The organism is Thermoanaerobacterium butyriciformans, from assembly GCF_017874545.1.
In the GTDB taxonomy this organism is placed as follows: Bacteria; Bacillota; Thermoanaerobacteria; order Thermoanaerobacterales; family Thermoanaerobacteraceae; genus Thermoanaerobacterium; species Thermoanaerobacterium butyriciformans.
The window spans coordinates 34639-56792 of record NZ_JAGGLT010000018.1; the positions used below are offsets into that span (position 1 = coordinate 34639).

Sequence of the window (22154 nt, forward strand, 5' to 3'; positions counted from 1 at the left end):
TATATTTGCAGAGTACAAAGCGTTGTCATAAAGGTTGTGGCTGACACAAAAGTTTGGTGTTATACAAATGGTGTATGAATTGCTAAAATATAAGATGAGAAGTTAAAGTGTTTACTTTAACAAGTCTATAAAAAGAAGGAGGAGAAAAAGATTGTTTGACGGATTATTATCAAAAGGAAAAATCGGTACAATGGAAACTAGGAACAGGATAGTTATGACAGCTATGGGAAATGCCTTGGCTAACAATGATGGAACGGTATCGCAACGGGATATCAATTTTTATGGAGCCAGGGCGAAAGGCGGGGTAGGCCTAATCATTACAGAATGTACAATTGTTGACGAAAGAGGTAAAGGAAACACAAAGCAGATATGTGTTTACGATGATAGGTTTATACCCGGCCTTAAAGCGTTGGCTGAGGAAGTTCACAAATACGATGGAAAAATAGTAGTCCAGATTTATCATCCTGGGAGGCAAGGGATCTCCGCTATTAACGGAAACTTACCCATGATGGCTCCCAGTGATGTAGAATGCAAGGTGGTACGACAGCCTGTACAGGCCATGAGTATCCAGCAGATAGAGGAAATGGTGAACAAATTTGTAGATGCTGCGGTGAGAATTAAAAATGCTGGCATAGATGGGGTAGAGGTTCACGGAGCACATGGATACTTGATAAATCAGTTTTTGAGCCCTTATACGAACAAAAGAACGGATAAATACGGTGGAAATCTTGAAAATAGGATGAGGTTTTTAGAAGAGATTGTTGTCGGTATTAAAGAAAAGTGCGGCAAGGATTTTCCATTGCTGGTGAGGTTGTCGGTTGATGAGTTTTTGGAGATGGTAGGGCTGCCAAATGAAGGTCTTCATATTGATGAGAGTGTAAAAATCGCAAAAAGGCTGGAAGAACTAGGGGTTGATGCCCTAGATATAAGCTGTGGTATATATGAGACTATGAACGTGGCATGGGAGCCTTCTTCCTACGAGCAAGGTTGGAAGGTACATTTGGCAGAAACAATAAAAAAATCGGTAAACATACCCGTGATAGGTGTATCAGTCTATAGAGATCCTGAATTTGCCAACAGAATGATTGAGGAAGGAAAGATTGATTTTGTCGGCTCAGCAAGGCAGCATTTTGCAGATCCTGAATGGGCCAACAAGGCAAAGGAAGGCAAATTAGATGAAATAAGAAAATGTATCTCGTGCCTATACTGCATGGAAAGCCTGATGAGTGCTGATATAACTGGTGCATCAGCCCAATGCAGCATTAATATTCAAAGCGGAAGAGAAGGGGAGCTGAACGACTTTAAGGAGGATGGAGCTAAAAGGGTCGTAGCGATAATAGGTGCTGGGCCTGCAGGGCTAGAGGCGGCAAGGATTTTGGCAAAAAGAAGATTTAAACCTCTGATATTTGAAAAGTCGGATAAACTGGGCGGCCAGTTGCAGTTTGCTAATAAGCCTCCAAAGAAGGAGAAAATAAATTGGTTGATAGATTACCTGAAAACACAGATAGAAAAAGCAGGAATTGAAGTAAGATACAATACTGCGCCCACTGTCGAGATTTTGAAAAAGCTCAATCCTTATGCGATATTCCTAGCACAAGGTTCAAATCCGATTATGCCGAAATCTATTCGTGGAATAGACAGGAAAAATGTTCTGGTAGCAGAAGATATACTGAGTGGCAAAGTAAGGCTTAACGGCAAAAAAGTGGCGGTTGTAGGATCTGGAATGACAGGGTTGGAGACTGCCCATTATCTGGCTGTCGATGGAAATGATGTAAGTGTATTTGAAATGGCCGATGAAATTGGACCGGGACTTTTCTTCCAGAATTTAATCGATATATTGGGACATCTTGGCCCTTTCAAAGTAAAACTGTATCCGAAGCATAAGCTAGTTGAGATAGGTGAAGACAAAGTAATTTTCGAAAATACCGAAACTAAAGAAAACATTTATCAGGTATTTGATTATGTTGTGCTGTCTCTTGGAAGAACCCCCAATACGGAACTTATTGATGAAATAAAGGCGGCTTTCGACAATGTTGTTGTGCTTGGGGATGCCAAGCAAGCCGGGAAAATACGAAATGCCATGGAATCTGGCTTTATGGCAGCATACAACCTATAAAACAAAAGGAGAGGAAAATATGGAAAATATTTCTAGATACGCTCAGCTTTGCCCGATAATTTACGGCATTGGAAGTGCAAGCTTATTGGGCGAAGAGGTTAAAAAGCTCGGATGTTCTAAAGTCTTGGTAGTATCCGATGAAAATGTGTCGAAAATCGAATTTTATGAAAAGTGCAAGAAAAGTCTGCTTGATGCTGGGATAGAATTGGTCGAATTTGACGAAGTGCTGCCAGACCCGCCTGATTATATTGTAAACCGGGGAGGAGAAATTGCCAGGACGGAAAAGATAGGGGCAATAGTTGCTATAGGCGGAGGCAGCGTCATGGATGCTGCAAAGGCAATAAATATTTTGATAAATAACCCTCCACCGATAAACCAATACTTTGGAAATCCCGCTTATAAACCCGGTGTGCCAGTAGTGATGGTGGTGACAACAGCTGGGACAGGCAGCGAAAGTACGATTGTTGCTGTTATAACAGATACTGCAAACGGCGTCAAAAACTCGGTGCTGGGAGCAGCTACACTAGGCATATTGGATCCTGAGGCGACTGTTACTCTCACATCTGAAGATACGGCCCACACTGGAATGGATGCGCTTGCTCATGCTGCAGAAGCCATTACGGCAAAACTTCCAAATCCAAAATCTGAGCTATTGGCTTCGGACGCGATAAAAAAAATAATGAAATATCTACCTATGGCGTTTGAAGACGGTACGAACATGGAGGCAAGGGGCAACCTGCTATTGGCAAGCAACTTTGCCGGCATAGCCTTCAACGATGCCTTGGTTCACTTGGGCCATGCCATAGCACATTCTATAGGGGCGAAATTTCACGTAACCCACGGCGAGGCATGTGCACTGGCTCTGCCAGAAGTAATGAAATATGCTGCAGAAATCGATGCTTCTAAGGTTAAGGTTGTAGGTGAAGCAATGGGAATATCTTTTGTCGGGAATGAAAGCAGCGAAGAGATAGGAGAAATTGTTGCCGAAGCGATAAGAAAATTTAGTAAAAGCATGAAAATAAAATCTTTAAAGCAGCTTGGAATATCAAAGGAAGATTTACTAAATACTGCTGACATGATTTTCAAAGATCCTTGCTATTTATTTGTTCCTAGAGAATTAGACAGGGAAGAAGTTATTAAGATATTGGAGAATATGTACGAAAACTATTAAGCCTCAGCTAGTCTCAAAAAGTAATATATTCTAAAAAACATCATATAAAATTCTTGGTCATAGCATATTAAGTGAATTTCTGTAACAAAAGTTTAAGAGTCGCGGAAAAATTCCTCGACTCTTAAAGCTTAAATGTCATAGATTCATCTATCACATCTTCTTGTTAATCTGATTCTTTTTCATATTTATTAATTTTATAATTCCTCCGTAAATGAGAGAAAAACCAATTATAGCTGGTATTATAAATGCTATTATATTTAGCACATCTGTCTTATCGATTATGGCGATTATCATGGGAATCAGTATTATAAAACCAATAATTATTTGTATAAAAGGATATTTGCCAACTCCTTTTATGGGTTCGGGAATTTTTCCTGTTCCAATATAATAGCCAGGGTTGTACTGGTTTTCCTCCCATTCTTTTAGGTCATTTAATTGCTTCTCAAATTCATTTTTTTTATTTGGCTCATTATTTTTCATAAAAAACACTCCTAATTATAAAATATTAACATGCAGTATGTGCTGAGAGATTTTGAACTTTAGAATTATTATACAACTTTAAGTTATTAATTCAATATGAAGCCGGGTGACCAATGGATTTTATTCTTGTAGTCTACAATATCGTTAATTAGTTTTTTCCACAACGGATTTTTTATAGCATTCGAAGGAGTAAAATCAGCATTATTTTCTATCCCATATGTTGTTAGTCCTTTCACATCCTTTTTTACAATTTCCACTAATTTATCATTTATGTCTTTCATCTTAGTAAACTCAGCCAATTGTTCTTTATTTAATTTAATAATTTCGTCTTTGTTGTATGCATAAATGTCAAATGATTGAGGAGGTCTATTCAATATTCGGCTTATGTACAATGAAAATTCCTCTGGAATGTAAGATATAATGTTACCCATAGGTATTTCTTCCATTGCATTATGTACGTATATATCTACCAAATCAAAAATATCATTGCTCTGATTTAAAAATTCATTTCCCAGAATGTTAGCATTACCGACTGTAATTTGTTTATTATGCAAAGAATCATTTAATATTTGATCGGTTTTTAAGACTGATGATGCGAAACCAGAGGTGTCTTCAAAAACTCTCCTTGAAAGATAATTGTTTATATTTGCCGATTTTAAATATAATAGAAGATTAGAGATAGACGAAACCAGTAATAATGCAATCAAGCCAATGAATATAAAAATCCATAAATTTTTATGTTTGATTGTCATAAATACTCCTTTCCAGACCATTTAGTCTAAAATTTATTTGCAGAGAAATGAATATCTTATATTTTATCCATACCAGTCATATGCTTAAAATGAGGTAGAGGTCTGATTTCTTGATGAACATAAATAGTTTTAGAAAATCCCAATAGAATTTGAAAATTAACAGTTGCTGTAGCATCTAAAACAGTATCTAAATCTGAATCTAAAACTACACTGGTAACCTTGCATAAAGGAAAACTTTCATCTTGATTTAAGTTTATCAAAAGATCTTTATATACTATTATCCATAGTGATTGGTTATTTCCATTTGGCACATAATAAAACGATTGGTTATTTTCATTTTGTATATAATCATTACCATAACTTCCATTAGCATTTACCTTGGTACGAGGTGCATTAAGCAAAAAGTCATTCAATCCAGCATTAAGTCCAGATTTTACTTTTGATATGACCATATTTGTTTCAGAAGTCACGTCAGATATCACTAAAAAAATTAAAATACATAACATTATAAATACACTAATAATGATATATAGCTTACGAACATGCAATTTTTTCAATCTCCTTTCAAATTTTTTAATGGATTAAACGCTTGTTAATTGCTTTAATATAATGATTTTTGGATATTTCTACTGCAATTGCATCTTTTGTGCTAACATTTGGAATAGAGTATAAATTAGTGCCAACTTTATAATAGTTTGAAAAAATCGTATCATTTATATTTGTCTCGCCAGTTGAAAAGTATTTAATAGTACCAATTTTCTTGTCAATAGAAGTGACATCATCAGATGTACCAACATAAGTCTCGCCATTTAAAATGATAATTTTAGAAAATGCCCAGCTTTTTTCTTCATGATCATTTGAGCTATTTTTTGAACAACCTGCTGTAAAAGTCAAAGTAAATGTTAATATTGTTATTAATAGGCTTTTTACTATAAAATTTATTTTTTTATTCATAGCTATATTTACCTCTTTTGTCTTTTTGCTTGTATAATTATAAAGCATATATTCTACAAAAATTTAGAAATTCCTCCTAAATCGTATGTAAAAATTATTTACAAAAGCACATTATTGATGGTATAATATTATTAGATAAAAGTTCGAGACTCGAACTAATTTTTTTAAAGATATTTAGTTCGGACTAAGAACTAATTTGGGAGGTGATAGATTGACGCAGTATCGAAAGGGCACCAATTATCTTATCAAAAATATGAACACGGCAAATGTTTTGGATGTCATTAAAAAAATGCAGCCTATCTCCCGCATTAAAATCTCTAAAATCCTTAATATGAGCAAATCTACTGTATCTGGAATAGTAGATGAATTAATAAAGGAGGGGCTTGTAAGTGAAGAAGGGTATGGCAATACTACATCAGCGGGTAGAAAGCCTATAGAGCTTACTTTTAATCCTAATGCAAAGTTTTCCATAGGCATCGATATAGAATCGACAAATACAATTGGAGTGCTTACAAATTTGGAAGGGAAAATAATAAAAAAGATAAAAAGGCCTACAGGAATAAAAGAAAAAGCTTTCCTAAATACAGTCAAAATCATTAAGGAATTATTAGAATATCAAGATGATATTGCAGGAATAGGAGTTGGAGCTCCTGGTATAACAAATATAGAAAAAGGGACAGTGTACGCGCCGGGGCTTTCGTGGGTTGACTTTAACCTTCTTTCTAAGTTGAAAGAAGTGTTTGACTATGACATATTTATAGACAACAGCGTTAATTACGCAGCATTAGGTGAAAGATGGATCGGTTCATGTAAGGATGTCAACAATTTTGTGCTCGTAACGATAGGAAACGGCATTGGTTCTGGAATATATATTAACGGAAAACTGGTCAGAGGTCATAAATACTCAGCAGGAGAAGTTGGATACATGGCTATAGGCAGAGATGTTTTAGGTAAAAAGTATTTATACGAAGAATATGGATACTTTGAAAGCAAAGCATCGCTTTTAGGACTTATTTCGGCGCTAAAATATATGTCAAATGGAAAATTTAATACGATGGAAGACTTTATTAATGGCTATTTGGCGGAAGATGAAATTTGCATTAAAGCTTTTGACGAATTCATAGAAAATTTAAGCATGGGTTTTGCCAACATTATTAGCATATTAAATCCGGAGCTAATAGTAATAGCAGGCGATGTGATAAATTTAGGCATCGATATAGTAGATAGCATAAAAAAGCTTGTTGAGAAAATGGTTCCTTTTGATGTAAAAATCATATATACAAAGTTAAACGAAGATGCCGCCGCAATAGGTGCATCTGCTGACGTTCTTCTTAAGACAAATTACTTAATATTAATATAAAATTGAAAGGATGATTCTTGTGAAAGTAATAATAACAAATGACTATGATGAAATGAGCAGAACTGCAGCGGAGATCATAAAAGAACAGGTAAACAGAAAGGCAAACTCTGTATTAGGTCTTGCCACAGGTTCTACACCGCTTGGAACTTATAAAGAGCTAATTAATATGTACAAGAATGGAGAAATTGATTTTTCCTACGTCATAACATTTAACCTTGATGAATATGTAGGACTGCCTGATGACCATCCTCAAAGTTATCACTACTTTATGTATGAAAATTTATTCAACCATATTAATATAAAAAAGGAAAACATTCATATTCCAAATGGCGTTTCGGATGATTTTGATAGAGATTGTAGGTTGTACGATGGAGCGATAGAAAAGTTTGGAGAAATTGATCTTCAATTATTAGGTTTAGGTGTTAATGGGCACATTGGTTTTAATGAGCCTGATGACTATATAAATACAAAGACGCACATAGTAGATCTGGCGGAAGAAACTATAAATGCAAATAAGAGGTTTTTTAAAAGCATTGACGAAGTTCCGAGAAAGGCAGTCACGATGGGGCTTGGCACCATAATGAAATCGAAGAAAATTTTACTTCTGGCATCTGGTAAAAATAAAGCAAAAGCTATAAAAGAAACTTTAAATGGCTATCTTACAACAGAAGTTCCATCAACTGTTTTATCATTACATCCTGATGTCACAATTGTAATAGACAGTGATGCCTCATCTTTGATAGATTTAGAAAAAGCAAGAGAGAATGTCGATATCATTTCAAAGCTATAGACAATCGTTTATAGCTTTATTTGTTTTTAAAAATTCCATATAGTATAATTAAGATAAACAACCCCTCTATAGGGGGTAAGGGGGATTTAAGTGTCTTTATTTGCAGCGTTTTTGGGTGGTATTGTTTCGTTCTTTTCGCCATGCATTTTACCGCTAATACCAGTTTATGTGACGTATATTTTCGGCGGTAAGAAGAAAAATTTTTTCAACTTATTTTTATTTGTGTTAGGCTTTAGCATCGTTTTTGTCCTTATGGGAGCTACAGCCAGTCAATTGGGAAAATTTTTTGTTTCATACAAAGTTCTATTTAGAAAAGCCAGTGGCATAATAATATTATTATTTGGACTTTATATGATGGGTGTCATAAAGCCGGCTTTTCTGAGCAGAGAAGTGAAACTCAATATTTCCAGCAAAAAGGAGGGGTATTTTAGCAGTTTCGTTTTTGGCATAGCATTTGCATCTGGTTGGACACCATGCGTTGGTCCTATACTTGCGACTATTCTTTTATATGCAGGTGAACAAAACACTGTGTATGTTGGGGTTCTTCTGCTGTTTGCTTACTCATTAGGAATTGGAATTCCTTTTATAATTACTGCTATACTAATTGATAGATTTAAAGCATTTTACAAAAAGATAAATTTTATTATGCCGTATATTGAAAAAATTGGCGGCTTATTTTTGATAATTTTTGGAGTTTTGATGTATTTTAATCTCATTATAAGGTTTGAAAGCTACATTAATATTTTGAGGTGATTTAAGTGAAATCAAATAAGAAGAAGTCAAAAGGCGACAACAAAAATGTAATATTGACTGTTTCAATAGTTTTAGTTTTGATACTGGGAATATCAATTTACTTTTTGAACAATTACGTAGTGTCAAGCCAAACAAAGAATCAAAGTGCGGATAATGTCATCAAAAATGCTCAAGTAGGCATCGAAAAAGGCGATTTAGCACCAGATTTTACGCTAAAAGATGTAAATGGAAAAACAGTAACATTATCAAAGCTAAGAGGGAAAAAGGTCATATTAAATTTCTGGGCTACAACATGTCCGTATTGTAAGATTGAGATGCCTGAATTAAACAAGTTTTATGAGAATAACAAAAATGATGTTGTCCTATTAGCGATAGACATAGGTGAAGATAAATCTGTTGTGGAAAATTATCTTGAAGGAAAAGGGTATAGCTTTGATGTTCTTTTAGATAGTGATGCGAAAGTTGCTATGGATTATAAAGTTCAGTTTATACCTATGTCATTTTTCATTGATGAAAAGGGCATAATAAGATCTATAAGCAATGGTGCCATGACGTACGACGAGGTAGATCAGTATTTTAAGACAATATCTCAATAATTATTGACAATTTGTTAAAAAGGTGGTATATTTAATTTAGCGATAACCCATATACCGGGGGTATAGTATAAAGGAGGGATAGTGATGAAACCTATCAACGTAACAGATATGAACTTTGATACTGAGGTGTATAATTCCGATAAGCCAGTTTTGGTGGACTTTTGGGCGGCTTGGTGTGGACCCTGCAGAATGATGGCACCTGTATTGGAAGAATTTGCAGAGGAATATTCTGATAAAATAAAGGTTGTAAAGTTAAATGTTGACGAGAATCCTTTGATTGCATCGCAATATAGGATAATGAGCATTCCGACATTAGGTGTTTTTCAAAATGGACAATTAGTTGACAAAGTTATCGGATTTATGCCAAAAGAACAATTAGAATACAGGCTTGCAAGATATATAGATGCACAGGTATAAGTTTGTGAAAGATCTATAAAAAGATACCATAATTTAGATTGTGGTATCTTTTTTCATTTATTCTTCACAATTGTAATGTATAATATATATGAGGTGTTTTGTGATGAAAATACTGGCAATAGATGATGAGGAGAAAATCCTGGATGTTATAAAAGCGTATCTTGAAAAGGAAGGGTACACCGTATTAACTGAGACTAATGGTGCCAATGCTTTAAATGCTTTTAAAACTGTAAATCCAGATTTGGTTATATTAGATTTAATGCTGCCGGGTATGTCTGGCGAAGAAATATGCAGCAAAATAAGAGCTTTATCAAAGGTACCCATTTTAATGCTTACTGCTAAAGTAAGTGAAGATGATAAGGTATATGGTTTTACAATTGGTGCAGATGATTACTTAACGAAGCCATTTAGCCCTCGAGAGTTGACAATGAGAGTCAAAGCCATACTTAGAAGGGCAAAGAATGATCTGCCATTAAATGATATATTTATGTTTAATGATGGCGATCTTGTAATTGACACAAGATCATACGAGGTGAAGAAGAAAGGTAGGATTGTCAATTTAACGCCAAATGAGTACAAGTTGTTGACTGTGATGGCGCAAAATCCAAACAAAGTATTTACGAGAAGTGAACTTATTGAAAAGGCTTTTGGCTATGATTTTGATGGTTTCGATAGGACGATAGACGCCCATATAAAAAACTTGAGGCAAAAGATAGAAGATGATCCTAAAAATCCGAGATATATAAAAACTGTGTATGGGGCAGGTTATAAATTTGGTGAAGAAAATGATTAAAAATGATATAAGGACTAAAACTGCTGCATCGTTTATATCTATTGCTTTATTATCGATAGTCGTATTCAGCATTACCATAAATATTTTAATAATAAATAATTTTGGAATTTACATTAAACAGTCAGCAAATGTGCAGTTTGACAACATTGCTTCATCAATCGCTGAAACGTACAAGGAGACGGGCAGTTGGAATGAGACAGGTAGCAGAATGGCACATACTCTAATGATGAGTGGGTATGACATTGTGGTTAGGGATTTGAAAGGCAATATAGTCATTAAGACGCCATCAATGCTTTCAATGATGGGCATGGCAAGTAGTAGCAAAATGTCAACCCAAACCCTCCCGATAGTTGTAGATGGCAAAAAGGTTGCCTATGTTGATATAACGTATAGCGGCACTATGCCTATGAGCAAACTGGATTATAAGTTTTTGTACGATGTGAATAAATATATCGCATTAATAACAATATTGACGATTGCATTGGTGCTAATAATAAGCATATATGTTGCAAAATATCTTACAAAGCCTATTTTGAATATAGCAAAAGTAGCTGGTAAATTAGAAAGTGGAGATTACGACGTTAGAGTAGAAGAAATACCAAAAGAGGAGGAATTGCTTGCATTAACTGCTGCCATAAATCATCTTGGCGCATCATTAAAAAGTCAAGGGATGCTAAGAGCACAGTTGACGCAAAACATCGCTCATGAATTGAGGACTCCTTTATCAACACTTAGAAGCCATTTAGAGGCTATAATTGACGGCGTTTGGGAACCGTCTAAAGAAAGGATTGAAAGCCTTTATGAAGAAGTTGTGAGATTATCCAATCTCATAAATGATATTGAATTATTGAATAAGATAGAAATTGACAATTTAAAAATAAATAAAGCCAGGTTCAATCTATCGGAATTGATTAAAAGTTTACTGATAAATTACGAAAGCATTTTTATCAATAAAAATCAGCATTTGGAGAAAAATATTGAAGATGACATTTTTGTTAATGCAGACAAAGATAGATTATCAGAGGTATTGATCAATTTGCTTACAAATGCTAATAAATACACAGGTGAAGGTGGAAACATAAAAGTAAGACTGTGTAGAGAAGGACAGTATGCTGTGATTACAGTTTCTGATAATGGCATAGGCATATCGAAAGAAGACTTGCCGTTTATATATGAAAGGTTTTACAGAAGTGAAAAATCACGAAGCAGGGATTATGGAGGCAGTGGTTTAGGGCTTTCAATTACAAAAGCTATAGTAAAAGCTCATAATGGCACAATAAATGTTGAAAGTATTTTAAATGAAGGAACAAAATTCACTGTAAAATTGCCTCTCTATCAGCAAAATTCATGAATTCTTCACAATTTTATTATATAATAAATTTAAAGGAGGATGATATTATGATGTGGGGATTAATGAATGGTTGGGGTTACGGTGGAGGCATAATTTTTGGCCTCATCTGGATGATACTTCAAGTCGTAATAGTAGTAGGCGCTATATATTTTATTGTTTCGCTGTTTCAGAACAAAAAAGGTTCAAATAGAAGTAGTGATGCACTTGAGATCTTAAAAGAGAGGTATGCAAGAGGAGAAATAAGCGAAGAAGAATATAAAGAGCGCAAAAGAAACTTGGAAGAAAAATAATTCATAAAAAAGAGCTCTACTTGTTGTAGGGCTCTTTATGCTGTTATATTCAATATCTGCAAATCGTTGACTACTTTTATATATTCAACATTTGGATCTTCTGTTCCTTGAATGCTTAGCTTGGCATTTTTCATTTCAATTACATATTCTATGATTTCTCTGGTTATCCTTTCGCCAGGACATAATATTGGGATACCGGGCGGATATGCCATCAAAAATTCCGAGCTGATCTGTCCGATGCTTTCTTCCAAAGGCAATGCGATATTAGAGCATTCAAATGCATATCTAGGAGATAATACCATTTCTGGTATCTCTGGTATATCTAAAGCTTTCGACATTTCCACATTGTCTTTGTACAGTGTCTCACTGATTTCCCTCAATGCCCTTATAAGGTAATCTACATTTTCTTTTGTGTCGCCTATGGAAAATACACACAATGTATTGTACATATCGGCTAATTCTGGTTGAATGTAGTATTTTTTTGCCAGTATATCTTCTAATTCATGACCTGTTATGCCAAGGCCTTTAGCAGTAATAGTGATTTTTGTCGGGTCAAAATCATACGCTCCATCTCGCCCTACAATTTCGTTTCCGAAACAATAAAGTCCATTTATGTTGTTGATCTCTCGACGAGCGTATTCTGCAAGTTCAATTGTCCTGTCCAACAATTCTTTTCCTTCTGTTACCATCTGCATTCTTGCAACATCAAGTGATGCTAATAAAATATATGAGGGACTTGTAGTCTGCAGAAGGCTCATAACTTGCTTCACTCTGTTTATATCAATTCTTTTCGATTTGACGTGTAACATAGAGCTTTGCGTCATAGAGCCTATTATCTTATGAGTGCTTTGTGCGCAGATGTCAGCACCTGCTTCCATTGCTGAAATAGGAAGTTTTTCATTGAATTTTAGGTGTGGCCCATGGGCTTCATCCACCATCAGTATAGCTCCGTAGTCATGGACTATTTCAGCAATTTTTACAATGTCTGCAGAAACACCATAGTAAGTCGGATTTATAATTAAAACAGCCTTTGCATCAGGATTGTTTCTTAATGCTTCCTCTACAGTTTCAGGAGTCACATTAAGAGCAACGCCTACATTTTTATCAACTTCTGGTTGCATATAAACTGGGATAGCACCACTTAAGATAATACCTGATGTAACAGATTTGTGAATGTTTCTTGGAACAATTATTTTTTCATTTTCTCCCATAACACTTAGGATCATAGCCTGAATAGCTCCCGATGTCCCATGGATGCAAAAAAATGTAGCATCGGCACCAAAAGCATCGGCAGCTAATTCCTGAGCTTTCTTAATGGGACCGGTAGGCTTGTGAAGGCTGTCAACTTGTTCAAACACAGTAACATCCATCGATAATACATTTTTTCCTACGAAATCAAAAAACTTTTTAGCCATTCCATTACCTTTTTTATGACCTGGGACATGAAATGGTATGGTGTTGTTGTTGACGTACTCCATCAACGCATCAAATAATGGAGTCTCAAAATGATTTAGCCTTTCCAACTTGATAAACACCCTCTTTCATAAGTTTGGCTCCCAGAATAAAAGCCTGAACCTCGTTGCAATTGGTTCGGGCCTTTGCAGAGCGAAAATACTTTATTATGTTTTCAATTTATTATAAGATATATTTTTTTAGATTTCAATATAAAATTTTTCTTTTTTTTAAGATTTTTGTTATATAATATGCAGCAGTATTAAAAAAGTTATACCATTAATTATGTAAACAAAATCAAAAAAATATTCTTTAATGTTCGTTTTTCTAATATGAAAAAGCTGTTGATTTAAGAAATATTATATATTATAATAATACAAAGTTCGTAATTTTAGTAAATATCGGGGGAGATTGTTTGTGAGTGAGGTAAAAAGAATTTTTGTTGAGAAAAAACCGTCTTTTAACATTGAAGCGCAGAAACTATTTTGTGATTTAAAGAACAATTTGAATATTAAAGGCTTAAAAAATGTACGAGTTTTAAACAGATATGATGTTTCTCATTTGTCTGAAGATGTTTTTTCACAGGCAGTTAAAACTGTCTTTTCAGAACCTAATCTTGATGACGTCTATATTGAAAATATTGTTTTTGACAAAAACGACAAAGTTTTTGCTGTTGAATATTTGCCTGGCCAGTACGATCAGAGAGCTGACTCTGCTGAGCAATGTATTCAAATACTTACAAATGGTCTGAAACCAACTGTATCGACTGCAAAAGTGATAGTCTTAAGCGGTGACATAACGGAAGATGAATTTATAAAAATAAAGAATTACTGCATAAATACAGTTGATTCACGGGAAGCTTCGCTTTTGAAACCAGAAAATCTCGACATAGAGATTGAATATCCAGAAGAAGTTGAGATACTGGAAGGTTTCATTGAGTTTGATGACGTAAAGTTGAAAAATACCTATGATAAGCTTGGACTTGCCATGAGCTTAGAAGACTTTAAATTCTGCCATTCGTATTTTAAAGATGTAGAGAAGAGGAACCCAACAATAACGGAGATAAGAGTTATTGATACCTATTGGTCTGATCACTGTCGCCATACTACATTTCTTACAAAAATCAATGATGTCAAAATTTCTGATGGAAAATACAATAAGCCTATTTTAAAAGCATATGAAGAATACAAAAACTCAAGAGATTTTGTGTACGGTGAAAACAAAAAATCGCTGTGCCTTATGGATATTGCGACGATTGGCATGAAAGAGCTAAAGAAAAAAGGCCTTCTAGATGATTTGGATGAATCTGATGAAAATAACGCATGTAGCATTATCGTTGATGCAGATGTAAATGGCAAAAAAGAAAAATGGCTTATAATGTTTAAAAACGAAACACATAACCATCCGACAGAAATAGAGCCGTACGGAGGTGCAGCAACTTGCCTTGGAGGAGCAATAAGAGATCCTTTATCTGGACGAGCTTATGTTTATCAAGCGATGCGAGTGACAGGTTCGGGAGATCCTAGAACGCCTATTGAAAAGACTATGAAAGGAAAGCTTCCTCAGAGGAAAATAACTGTAGAAGCGGCACATGGATACAGTTCATACGGAAATCAAATAGGACTTTCCACAGGCCAAGTTACTGAAATATATGATGAAGGCTATGTTGCAAAAAGGATGGAAATCGGTGCTGTAATAGGTGCTGTGCCTCAAAAGCATGTTTATAGAGATAAACCTTCTTGCGGTGATGTGATTATTCTTTTAGGTGGCAGAACAGGAAGAGACGGTTGTGGTGGTGCTACAGGGTCTTCAAAAGAGCATACACAGGAATCTATATATACATGTGGTGCAGAGGTTCAAAAAGGCAATCCTATAACAGAGAGGAAAATACAGAGGCTTTTTAGAAATCCGCAAGTTATAAAAATGATAAAGAAGTGCAATGATTTTGGAGCCGGTGGCGTTTCTGTTGCGATAGGAGAGTTAAGTGATGGACTTGAAATAAACCTTGATGCAATTCCTAAAAAGTATGAAGGCCTAGACGGCACGGAACTTGCTATTTCGGAATCGCAAGAAAGAATGGCAGTATTAGTCGATTCTAAAGATGCTGACAAGTTTATTGAACTTGCAAGGACAGAAAACTTAGAAGCTACAAAAGTTGCTATTGTGACAAGTGACATGAGGATCAAGATGACATGGAGAGGGAAAACTATAGTAGATATTAGCAGGGAGTTTTTGAATACAAATGGTGTTACTCAAGTAACAAACGTTGTAGTAGATAAGATAAGCGATGAAAGTTATTTTGATAATATATATAAGAGATTGTCAGGGAAAGACACAAAAGAATTATGGCTTCAAAATCTTGAGGATTTGAATGTTTGCAGTCAAAAAGGACTTGCGGAAAGGTTTGATTCAACAATTGGTTCATCTACTGTTTTAATGCCGTTTGGCGGAGCGTATCAGATGACACCTGAAGAAGGTATGGTGGCTAAAATACCTGTATTAGAGGGTGACACCAGCACATCTACAATGATGACATTTGGATATAATCCTAAATTATCAAAATGGAGTCCGTTTCATGGTGCAGTGTATGCAATTATTGAGGCAGTTTCTAAAATAGTTGCAATGGGTGGCGATTATAAAAAGATTAGACTTACACTGCAGGAATATTTTGAAAAGTTGGGTATGGATTCTAAAAAATGGGGCAAACCATTTAGTTCCCTATTGGGTGCGCTGTATACTCAAAAAGCTTTGAATATACCGGCTATAGGTGGAAAGGATAGCATGTCGGGAACATTTATGGATATGAATGTTCCTCCAACACTGGTGGCGTTTGCTGTAGCTGTAGCTGATGCCAACAAAGTAATATCTTCAGAATTTAAAAAGAGCGGTGATAAAGTAATACTCATCAAAGCAAAGAGAGATGAGTATGATTTGCCTGATTTTGATGTTCTAAAACGAAATTTTGAAAAAATTAATGAGTTAATTGATAAAAATTTGATATATGCATCATCATCTATTAAATACGGTGGTCTTGCAGAGTGTATAACAAAAATGGCCTTTGGCAACATGATTGGTTTTAAATTTCAAGCAAAGATGAACGATGAAGAATTGTTTATATCTGATTATGGCTCAATTGTAATAGAAGTTGATGGTGATTTTGATGTAAGTAAATATTTAAAAGGTATCGAGTATAAAATTTTGGGAGAGACTGTGGTTGATCCGGCGATATACATTGATGATTTTGAAATCAGCTTAAATGAAGCAATAGACCATTGGGAAAGACCGCTTAAAAATATATTCCCTTCTGTTGTAAAAGACAGCAGAAAAAATCCGTTGGAGATAAAATACGATAAAAAAATTTTATACAAACCATCTGCAAAATTTGCGAAGCCAAGAGTTCTCATACCGGTTTTTCCAGGGACAAATTGTGAATATGATAGCAAGAAAGCTTTTGAAAAAGCAGGTGCGTCTGTCGAAACATATGTTTTTAAGAATCTAACAGCAGACGATATTAGGGAATCTATTGATGAACTTACAAAAGCCATAAAAAATTCTCAGATAATTATGCTTCCCGGTGGTTTTAGTGCTGGAGATGAGCCTGATGGTTCTGGAAAGTTCATAGCTACTGTCTTTAGAAATCCAAAGATAAAAGATGCAGTTATGGATTTTTTGAAAAACCGCGACGGTTTAATGTTAGGAATATGCAACGGATTTCAGGCACTGATAAAGTTAGGGTTGCTGCCTTACGGCGAAATACGTGATATTAATGAAAATGATCCGACGCTGACATTTAATACAATAGGAAGGCACGTATCCTGTTTTGTCAGGACGAAAATTACGTCTGTTCTTTCGCCATGGTTTAATAATGTTAAATGCGGTGACATTCATTTGGTTGCAGTGTCACATGGTGAAGGAAGGTTTATAGCAAATGAAGATGTTTTGAATACATTGAAACAGAATGGGCAAATTGCCACACAGTATGTAGATATGAATGGAAATCCAACAATGGAAATGCCTTACAACCCTAATGGCTCTTACTGGGCTATTGAAGGTATTACAAGTCCTGATGGTAGGGTACTGGGGAAAATGGGCCATTCTGAAAGGATTGGCACAAATGTAGCTAAAAATATTGAAGGAAATAAGGATCAAAAGATATTTGAAGCAGGTGTCGAATATTTTAAATGAGACATAAAAAGGTTACTAAATGTAACCTTTTTTATGTCTCTTCTGTTTTAATTTTATGCGGGTTTTCACTCCAATTTGGTTTTGGACCTCTTAAGTATGATATAAATGACGCTATTAAGCTAAATATCATAGATATTAAAAATGCCTCTCTTAGTCCTGATATAAACTGAGCTATGGCTATGCCCTTTGAACCAACTTGTGTACCGACAAAAAGAGCCTGCATAGCTTCTGGAGTTATGCTTGATGATACTATTGCCATTGATAAAGCTATGCTTATTACCTGTCCAGCATTATTCATCATTGTTCTTGTTCCAGCAGCGATACCTCTTCTATCAGGTGGAACAGAGCCCATTATCTCACTGGTGTTAGGCGAGAAAAACATTCCGGATCCAAATCCCATAATAAGCATCCAAATAATAAGCTCAGTTAGAGAAGTTTTTGGTGATATTCTTACAAATCCTAGTAAGCCAATGGCAGAAATTAAAAGGCCGATAGAACTTAAGCCTCTTGCACCATATTTATCAGACAAAAATCCACTTATAGGAGAGACGAACATCATTGACAATGCAAACGGTGCTAAAAATATTCCAGCTTTTAATGGATCCATAGCTTTTAAGCCTTGTAGATAAAATATAAGCAGAAAAGTTACTGCACCTCTTGCGATGCCATTAAGCAGTGTACTGCCATATGCAAATGCCAGTATTCTTGTTTTAAATAATCTCAAATCCAGCATAGGTTGTTCAACACTGTTTTCAACATGAATAAATACTAGCATCATTATTATAGATATAATGAACAGTATTATAATTGACTTGTTATTCCAGCCTACAAAACCTCCGAAAGATAAAGCAATTAAAAACAGCAGTAAACCAATAGTAAATAGCAAAGTGCCTTTTAAATCAAATTTTTGGCCTTCAGGTATTTTGTCAAGCTCTTTTAACTGAATCAATGCCCATAGAGTACCTATAATTCCAAATGGCACATTTATATAGAAGATATACCTCCATCCTAAACTCGTCAAAAAGCCTCCTAATATTGGACCTATTACTGACGCTATGCTGACAACCATGCTGTTAATGCCAAGAGCTTTGCCTAGCTCGTTTTTTGGGAACGCATCTGCCACAATTGCAGTGCTGTTGGCTACCATTAATGAGCCACCTACCGATTGTACTATTCGATATATCAAAAGTTGCAAACCTGTATTTGAGAGTCCGCACAACAGTGAACCTAGTGTAAATATTGCAAATCCTGACACGTACAATTTTTTTCTGCCAAACATATCGGCTATTCTGCCGATTGCTGGTACTAATATTGTCAATGAAAGCATATATCCCATTACGATCCACATGATTATGCCCATGTTGGTATTTAAACCCTTCATAATGTCAGGAAGTGATATTAAAAGCATACTACCATTTAATACGGAAAAAAGAGCTCCAAGTGTAGTACAGGATAAAGCTATCCATTTGTAACTAATATTTTTCATATTGTGTCTGCCTCCTTGAATTGGTCTTTTAACTTGTTTAATTTTAGCAAAAGTTCTTCAAATCTTTGCTTTGCTGTTAATAGTTTGTTACTTTTTTCATTAATCAATTTAATTTGCTCTTTTATCATATCGATGTAGTTATCAATTGTTGTTATGTCAGCAGATTCACCTGATAATATATTTTTGACATTTTTATCAAGCTCAAGTGCTGCTTTTATTTCAGCGAGACTGAAACCAAGAGATTCTTTTAATGAAATGATCTTTTGAATTTTATCAATATCTTCATCGGTATATAACCTATAACCAGAATCAGTTCTTTTAGGTGCAATAAGATTTAAGTCTTCATAATATCGTATCGCTCTTTTTGTCAAACCTGTTTTTATTGAAACATCTTCTATTTTGTAATATTTTTTTTCCATCATAAACCCTCCAGCGAATAATTTTACTACTAGTTAACATTAACGTCAAGGTTAATGTAAAATAATTTGATAATTTTCATAAGAAAAAACTTTAAAACACGGTATTTGAGGTATAATATATACTTGAAAGGTAATTATAACCAATATGGAGGTAATAATATGGGTAAATTATTGTCAACATATTTAATGCCACATCCACCTATTATAGTGCATGAGGTGGGACGAGGTGAAGAACATAAAATACAAAAGACAATAGATTCTTTTGATACAGCATCCCGCAATATAGAAATTCAAAAGCCAGATACCATAATAATTATTTCGCCCCACGCATATGTTTTTAGTGATGCTGTTTCAATTGATTTTAGAGAAAAAATAGAAGGCGATTTGGGACAATTTGGCGCTTATAATGTGAAAATGGAGTTTCAGACTGATTTATCATTAGCCAATGACATAGTTAAAAATACAGAAATTGAAAAAATACCTATAGCAAAGATAGATGACAAAATGATAAGTAGATTTAAGCTTTCAAAAAAACTTGACCACGGATGCATCGTTCCATTATATTTTGTAAAAAAACATTTCGAAACTTTTGAACTTATAAGAATGTCCTATGGATTTTTGTCATTTGAAGATTTGTATAATTTTGGCGTTCAAATAGGGAAGTCCATCAGAGAAAGCGATAGAAATGTGGTATTTATTGCAAGTGGTGATTTATCACACAAATTAACGCCAAACAGTCCTAATGGATATACACCGAAAGGAAAAGTTTTTGATGAGAAATTGTTGAACTTGCTAAAAGATTTTAAAGTGAAAGAAGTAATCAATATGGATAAAGAACTTATAAGTGATGCTGCGGAATGTGGGTTTAGATCCGTTTGCGTCATGTTGGGTGTATTGGATGGCTACAAGGTAAAATCTAACATTTTATCTTATGAAGGTCCTTTTGGCGTTGGATACGGTGTTGCCGAATTCATCCCCGAAAGTTACACAGGAATGGGATTATTAGATGAACTGTATAAAATAAAAAAAGAGAGAATAGATAATATAAGGAAATCAGAAGATGTTTATGTGAAGTTAGCGAGAGAAAGCCTTGAGTATTATTTGAAAAACAACAGTATAATGGATGTACCGGATAATTTGCCAGATGAACTGATAAAAAATAAAGCAGGAGTATTTGTATCATTGCATAAAGATGGAGAATTAAGAGGGTGTATAGGCACCATATATCCTTCAAAGAATAATATCGCAGAAGAAATTATAAGAAATGCAGTTAGCGCTGGTACAGAAGATCCGAGGTTTTACCCTGTTGAGATAGATGAACTTGACGACATAGTGTATTCAGTTGACGTTTTGACAAAGCCTGAGAGTGTAAAATCAAAAGACGATCTGGATGCAAAAAAGTACGGCGTAATCGTAAGAAGCGGTTATAAAAGTGGGCTCTTATTACCAGATCTTGATGGGGTTGATACAGTTGATCAGCAGATATCTATCGCACTTAGAAAAGCTGGCATTGCACCGGATGAAAAGTATACTATTGAAAGATTTGAGGTTGTGAGGCATAAATGAAAGAAGCACTCTATTATGAAAAGATAGATAATGATAGTGTACACTGCTTATTGTGTCCGCAAAATTGTATAATAAACGATGGGAATTATGGTTTTTGTCGCGCTAGAAAAAATGAAGGTGGAGTGTTATACTCCGAAAATTATGGGAAAATCGCATCTATAGCTATGGACCCAATAGAAAAGAAACCTCTATATCATTTCATGCCAGGCAGCTACATACTATCTGTTGGTACGTATGGTTGTAATCTTAGGTGTTTATTTTGTCAAAATTGGGAGATATCTCAACAAAGGCTGGAAGGAGAATACCTATCGCCAAGTAAATTGGTAGAAATCGCCAAAAAACAGCAAGGAAATGTAGGAATTGCGTACACTTATAATGAACCATCCATCTGGTATGAATATGTGTTAGATTCTGCAAAAATTTCACATAATGAAGGTCTTAAGAATGTGCTAGTAACGAATGGATTTATAAATATCGATCCTTTAAAAGAGCTCTTGCAATATATTGATGCAGTAAATATAGATGTAAAAGCTTTTTCTGATGAATATTATAAAAAAATATGTCATGGAAATCTGGAAAGCGTTTTGAAAATTGTTGAAGAAGCTGTGTTAAACTGTCATGTAGAAATAACAACATTAGTGGTGACAGGAAAAAATGACGATTATAGTGAAATTGAAGAACTCTGCAAATGGATATCAAACATAAACAAAGATATCCCTATACATTTTTCTAAGTATTTTCCTCGATATAAAATGAAAAATCCAGAAACACCGATAAAAGAGCTTGAAGATATTTATGACATCGCAAAGAAACATCTTAATTATGTATATTTAGGCAATGTATCCGGATTCGACAACAATACTTATTGTCCTAATTGCGGACATCTCTTGATTAAAAGAAAAGGTTATGTTCATGTTGTTGGAATAGAAAATAATAAATGCGGTAAGTGTGGGAAAAGCTTTTATGGATACACATAATGCGGATTGTGTTATTTTAAAAGATTTCAACAATTGAGATGCTTTAAAATAAGTTATGATAAGTTATTAGTTGCATGATATAACTTATTATAACTTATTTTTAATTTACAAATTAAACTAAATTGGTTAACAAAATTTAAATAAAAAATTATTAACATCAGAGTCTGCTTAAAATTATAATAAAATATGGCAATTATAACAAGATCCATCGTTTCGAACTTGCCGTAAATACATATAGGGAGTTTA

General features: G+C 34.6%; 20 protein-coding genes. 13 read left to right on the forward strand and 7 right to left on the reverse strand.

Going from position 1 to position 22154, the window contains the following annotated elements; translation table 11 throughout:
* Positions 1–151: 151 nt before the first annotated feature.
* Both J2Z80_RS08780 and J2Z80_RS08785 read left to right on the forward strand, forming a co-directional pair.
* Positions 152–2116 carry an oxidoreductase gene (locus J2Z80_RS08780; protein WP_209454049.1) on the forward strand — a complete coding sequence of 655 codons (1965 nt, stop codon included), beginning with the start codon at positions 152–154 and terminating at the stop codon, positions 2114–2116.
* Positions 2049–3287: an iron-containing alcohol dehydrogenase gene (locus J2Z80_RS08785; RefSeq protein WP_245301236.1), complete on the forward strand. Its 1239-nt coding sequence runs from the start codon at positions 2049–2051 to the stop codon at positions 3285–3287. The genes J2Z80_RS08780 and J2Z80_RS08785 overlap by 68 nt, the downstream gene beginning before the upstream one ends.
* A 150-nt stretch (positions 3288–3437) precedes the next feature.
* Here the strand turns inward: J2Z80_RS08785 and J2Z80_RS08790 are convergent, their stop codons facing one another.
* The 4 genes from J2Z80_RS08790 to J2Z80_RS08805 all read right to left on the reverse strand — a co-directional run bounded on the left by J2Z80_RS08790 (position 3438) and on the right by J2Z80_RS08805 (position 5521).
* Complete coding sequence (locus J2Z80_RS08790) at positions 3438–3767, reverse strand: hypothetical protein (RefSeq protein WP_209454050.1); 330 nt, start codon at positions 3765–3767, stop codon at positions 3438–3440.
* An 86-nt stretch (positions 3768–3853) separates the two neighbouring features.
* Positions 3854–4519 carry a hypothetical protein gene (locus J2Z80_RS08795; protein WP_209454051.1) on the reverse strand — a complete coding sequence of 222 codons (666 nt, stop codon included), beginning with the start codon at positions 4517–4519 and terminating at the stop codon, positions 3854–3856.
* A gap of 56 nt (positions 4520–4575) precedes the next feature.
* Positions 4576–5001 carry a hypothetical protein gene (locus J2Z80_RS08800; protein ID WP_209454052.1) on the reverse strand — a complete coding sequence of 142 codons (426 nt, stop codon included), beginning with the start codon at positions 4999–5001 and terminating at the stop codon, positions 4576–4578.
* Positions 5002–5092: 91 nt separating this feature from the next.
* Positions 5093–5521 (reverse strand): hypothetical protein, encoded by a 429-nt coding sequence (locus J2Z80_RS08805; protein ID WP_245301237.1) that lies wholly within the window; start codon positions 5519–5521, stop codon positions 5093–5095.
* 163 nt (positions 5522–5684) lie between these two features.
* Here J2Z80_RS08805 and J2Z80_RS08810 point away from each other — a divergent pair, with 163 nt between their 5' ends.
* The 8 genes from J2Z80_RS08810 to J2Z80_RS08845 all read left to right on the forward strand — a co-directional run bounded on the left by J2Z80_RS08810 (position 5685) and on the right by J2Z80_RS08845 (position 11823).
* A complete protein-coding gene (locus tag J2Z80_RS08810) occupies positions 5685–6833 on the forward strand; it encodes an ROK family transcriptional regulator (RefSeq protein WP_209454053.1) in 1149 nt (382 codons plus the stop codon).
* A gap of 19 nt (positions 6834–6852) precedes the next feature.
* Entirely contained in the window at positions 6853–7623 is a 771-nt protein-coding gene (nagB, locus tag J2Z80_RS08815; protein ID WP_209454054.1) for a glucosamine-6-phosphate deaminase, read from the forward strand.
* 90 nt (positions 7624–7713) lie between these two features.
* Positions 7714–8376, forward strand: coding sequence for a cytochrome c biogenesis CcdA family protein (locus J2Z80_RS08820; protein ID WP_209454055.1), 663 nt, complete (start codon positions 7714–7716; stop codon positions 8374–8376).
* A gap of 5 nt (positions 8377–8381) precedes the next feature.
* Positions 8382–8972 (forward strand): peroxiredoxin family protein, encoded by a 591-nt coding sequence (locus J2Z80_RS08825; RefSeq protein WP_209454056.1) that lies wholly within the window; start codon positions 8382–8384, stop codon positions 8970–8972.
* Positions 8973–9056: 84 nt separating this feature from the next.
* Complete coding sequence (trxA, locus tag J2Z80_RS08830) at positions 9057–9389, forward strand: thioredoxin (protein ID WP_085112110.1); 333 nt, start codon at positions 9057–9059, stop codon at positions 9387–9389.
* A 103-nt stretch (positions 9390–9492) separates the two neighbouring features.
* On the forward strand, positions 9493–10182 hold the full coding sequence (locus tag J2Z80_RS08835) for a response regulator transcription factor (RefSeq protein ID WP_209454057.1): 690 nt from the start codon (positions 9493–9495) through the stop codon (positions 10180–10182).
* The gene (locus J2Z80_RS08840; RefSeq protein WP_432422712.1) at positions 10175–11533 is read left to right on the forward strand and encodes a sensor histidine kinase; all 1359 of its coding nucleotides are present in this window, start codon (positions 10175–10177) and stop codon (positions 11531–11533) included. The genes J2Z80_RS08835 and J2Z80_RS08840 overlap by 8 nt, the downstream gene beginning before the upstream one ends.
* A 47-nt stretch (positions 11534–11580) precedes the next feature.
* A complete protein-coding gene (locus J2Z80_RS08845) occupies positions 11581–11823 on the forward strand; it encodes an SHOCT domain-containing protein (RefSeq protein WP_209454059.1) in 243 nt (80 codons plus the stop codon).
* A 35-nt stretch (positions 11824–11858) separates the two neighbouring features.
* Here the strand turns inward: J2Z80_RS08845 and J2Z80_RS08850 are convergent, their stop codons facing one another.
* Positions 11859–13346, reverse strand: a complete 1488-nt coding sequence (locus J2Z80_RS08850; protein WP_209454060.1) for an aminotransferase class I/II-fold pyridoxal phosphate-dependent enzyme — start codon at positions 13344–13346, stop codon at positions 11859–11861.
* A gap of 346 nt (positions 13347–13692) precedes the next feature.
* Here J2Z80_RS08850 and J2Z80_RS08855 point away from each other — a divergent pair, with 346 nt between their 5' ends.
* Entirely contained in the window at positions 13693–17460 is a 3768-nt protein-coding gene (locus J2Z80_RS08855) for a phosphoribosylformylglycinamidine synthase (RefSeq protein ID WP_209454061.1), read from the forward strand.
* Between the two features lie 31 nt (positions 17461–17491).
* Here J2Z80_RS08855 and J2Z80_RS08860 read toward each other — a convergent pair whose 3' ends face one another.
* Positions 17492–18946: an MFS transporter gene (locus tag J2Z80_RS08860; protein WP_209454062.1), complete on the reverse strand. Its 1455-nt coding sequence runs from the start codon at positions 18944–18946 to the stop codon at positions 17492–17494.
* Complete coding sequence (locus J2Z80_RS08865) at positions 18943–19365, reverse strand: MerR family transcriptional regulator (protein WP_209454063.1); 423 nt, start codon at positions 19363–19365, stop codon at positions 18943–18945. Before J2Z80_RS08865 ends, J2Z80_RS08860 begins: the two co-directional genes overlap by 4 nt.
* Positions 19366–19524: 159 nt before the next feature.
* Here J2Z80_RS08865 and amrA point away from each other — a divergent pair, with 159 nt between their 5' ends.
* Both amrA and amrS read left to right on the forward strand, forming a co-directional pair.
* A complete protein-coding gene (gene amrA / locus J2Z80_RS08870; RefSeq protein ID WP_209454064.1) occupies positions 19525–20931 on the forward strand; it encodes an AmmeMemoRadiSam system protein A in 1407 nt (468 codons plus the stop codon).
* The gene (gene amrS / locus J2Z80_RS08875; RefSeq protein WP_209454065.1) at positions 20928–21908 is read left to right on the forward strand and encodes an AmmeMemoRadiSam system radical SAM enzyme; all 981 of its coding nucleotides are present in this window, start codon (positions 20928–20930) and stop codon (positions 21906–21908) included. The genes amrA and amrS overlap by 4 nt, the downstream gene beginning before the upstream one ends.
* Positions 21909–22154: the final 246 nt, after the last annotated feature.

Bases quoted from the DNA above. Each gene is read 5' to 3' on its own strand.
- J2Z80_RS08785 (WP_245301236.1), top strand. From the start codon at position 2,049: ATGCCAAGCAAGCCGGGAAAATACGAAATGCCATGGAATCTGGCTTTA.
- J2Z80_RS08790 (WP_209454050.1), bottom strand. From the start codon at position 3,767: ATGAAAAATAATGAGCCAAATAAAAAAAATGAATTTGAGAAGCAATTA.
- J2Z80_RS08795 (WP_209454051.1), bottom strand. From the start codon at position 4,519: ATGACAATCAAACATAAAAATTTATGGATTTTTATATTCATTGGCTTG.
- J2Z80_RS08805 (WP_245301237.1), bottom strand. From the start codon at position 5,521: ATGCTTTATAATTATACAAGCAAAAAGACAAAAGAGGTAAATATAGCT.
- trxA (WP_085112110.1), top strand. From the start codon at position 9,057: ATGAAACCTATCAACGTAACAGATATGAACTTTGATACTGAGGTGTAT.
- J2Z80_RS08835 (WP_209454057.1), top strand. From the start codon at position 9,493: ATGAAAATACTGGCAATAGATGATGAGGAGAAAATCCTGGATGTTATA.
- J2Z80_RS08840 (WP_432422712.1), top strand. From the start codon at position 10,175: ATGATTAAAAATGATATAAGGACTAAAACTGCTGCATCGTTTATATCT.
- J2Z80_RS08845 (WP_209454059.1), top strand. From the start codon at position 11,581: ATGATGTGGGGATTAATGAATGGTTGGGGTTACGGTGGAGGCATAATT.
- J2Z80_RS08860 (WP_209454062.1), bottom strand. From the start codon at position 18,946: ATGAAAAATATTAGTTACAAATGGATAGCTTTATCCTGTACTACACTT.
- J2Z80_RS08865 (WP_209454063.1), bottom strand. From the start codon at position 19,365: ATGGAAAAAAAATATTACAAAATAGAAGATGTTTCAATAAAAACAGGT.
- amrA (WP_209454064.1), top strand. From the start codon at position 19,525: ATGGGTAAATTATTGTCAACATATTTAATGCCACATCCACCTATTATA.
- amrS (WP_209454065.1), top strand. From the start codon at position 20,928: ATGAAAGAAGCACTCTATTATGAAAAGATAGATAATGATAGTGTACAC.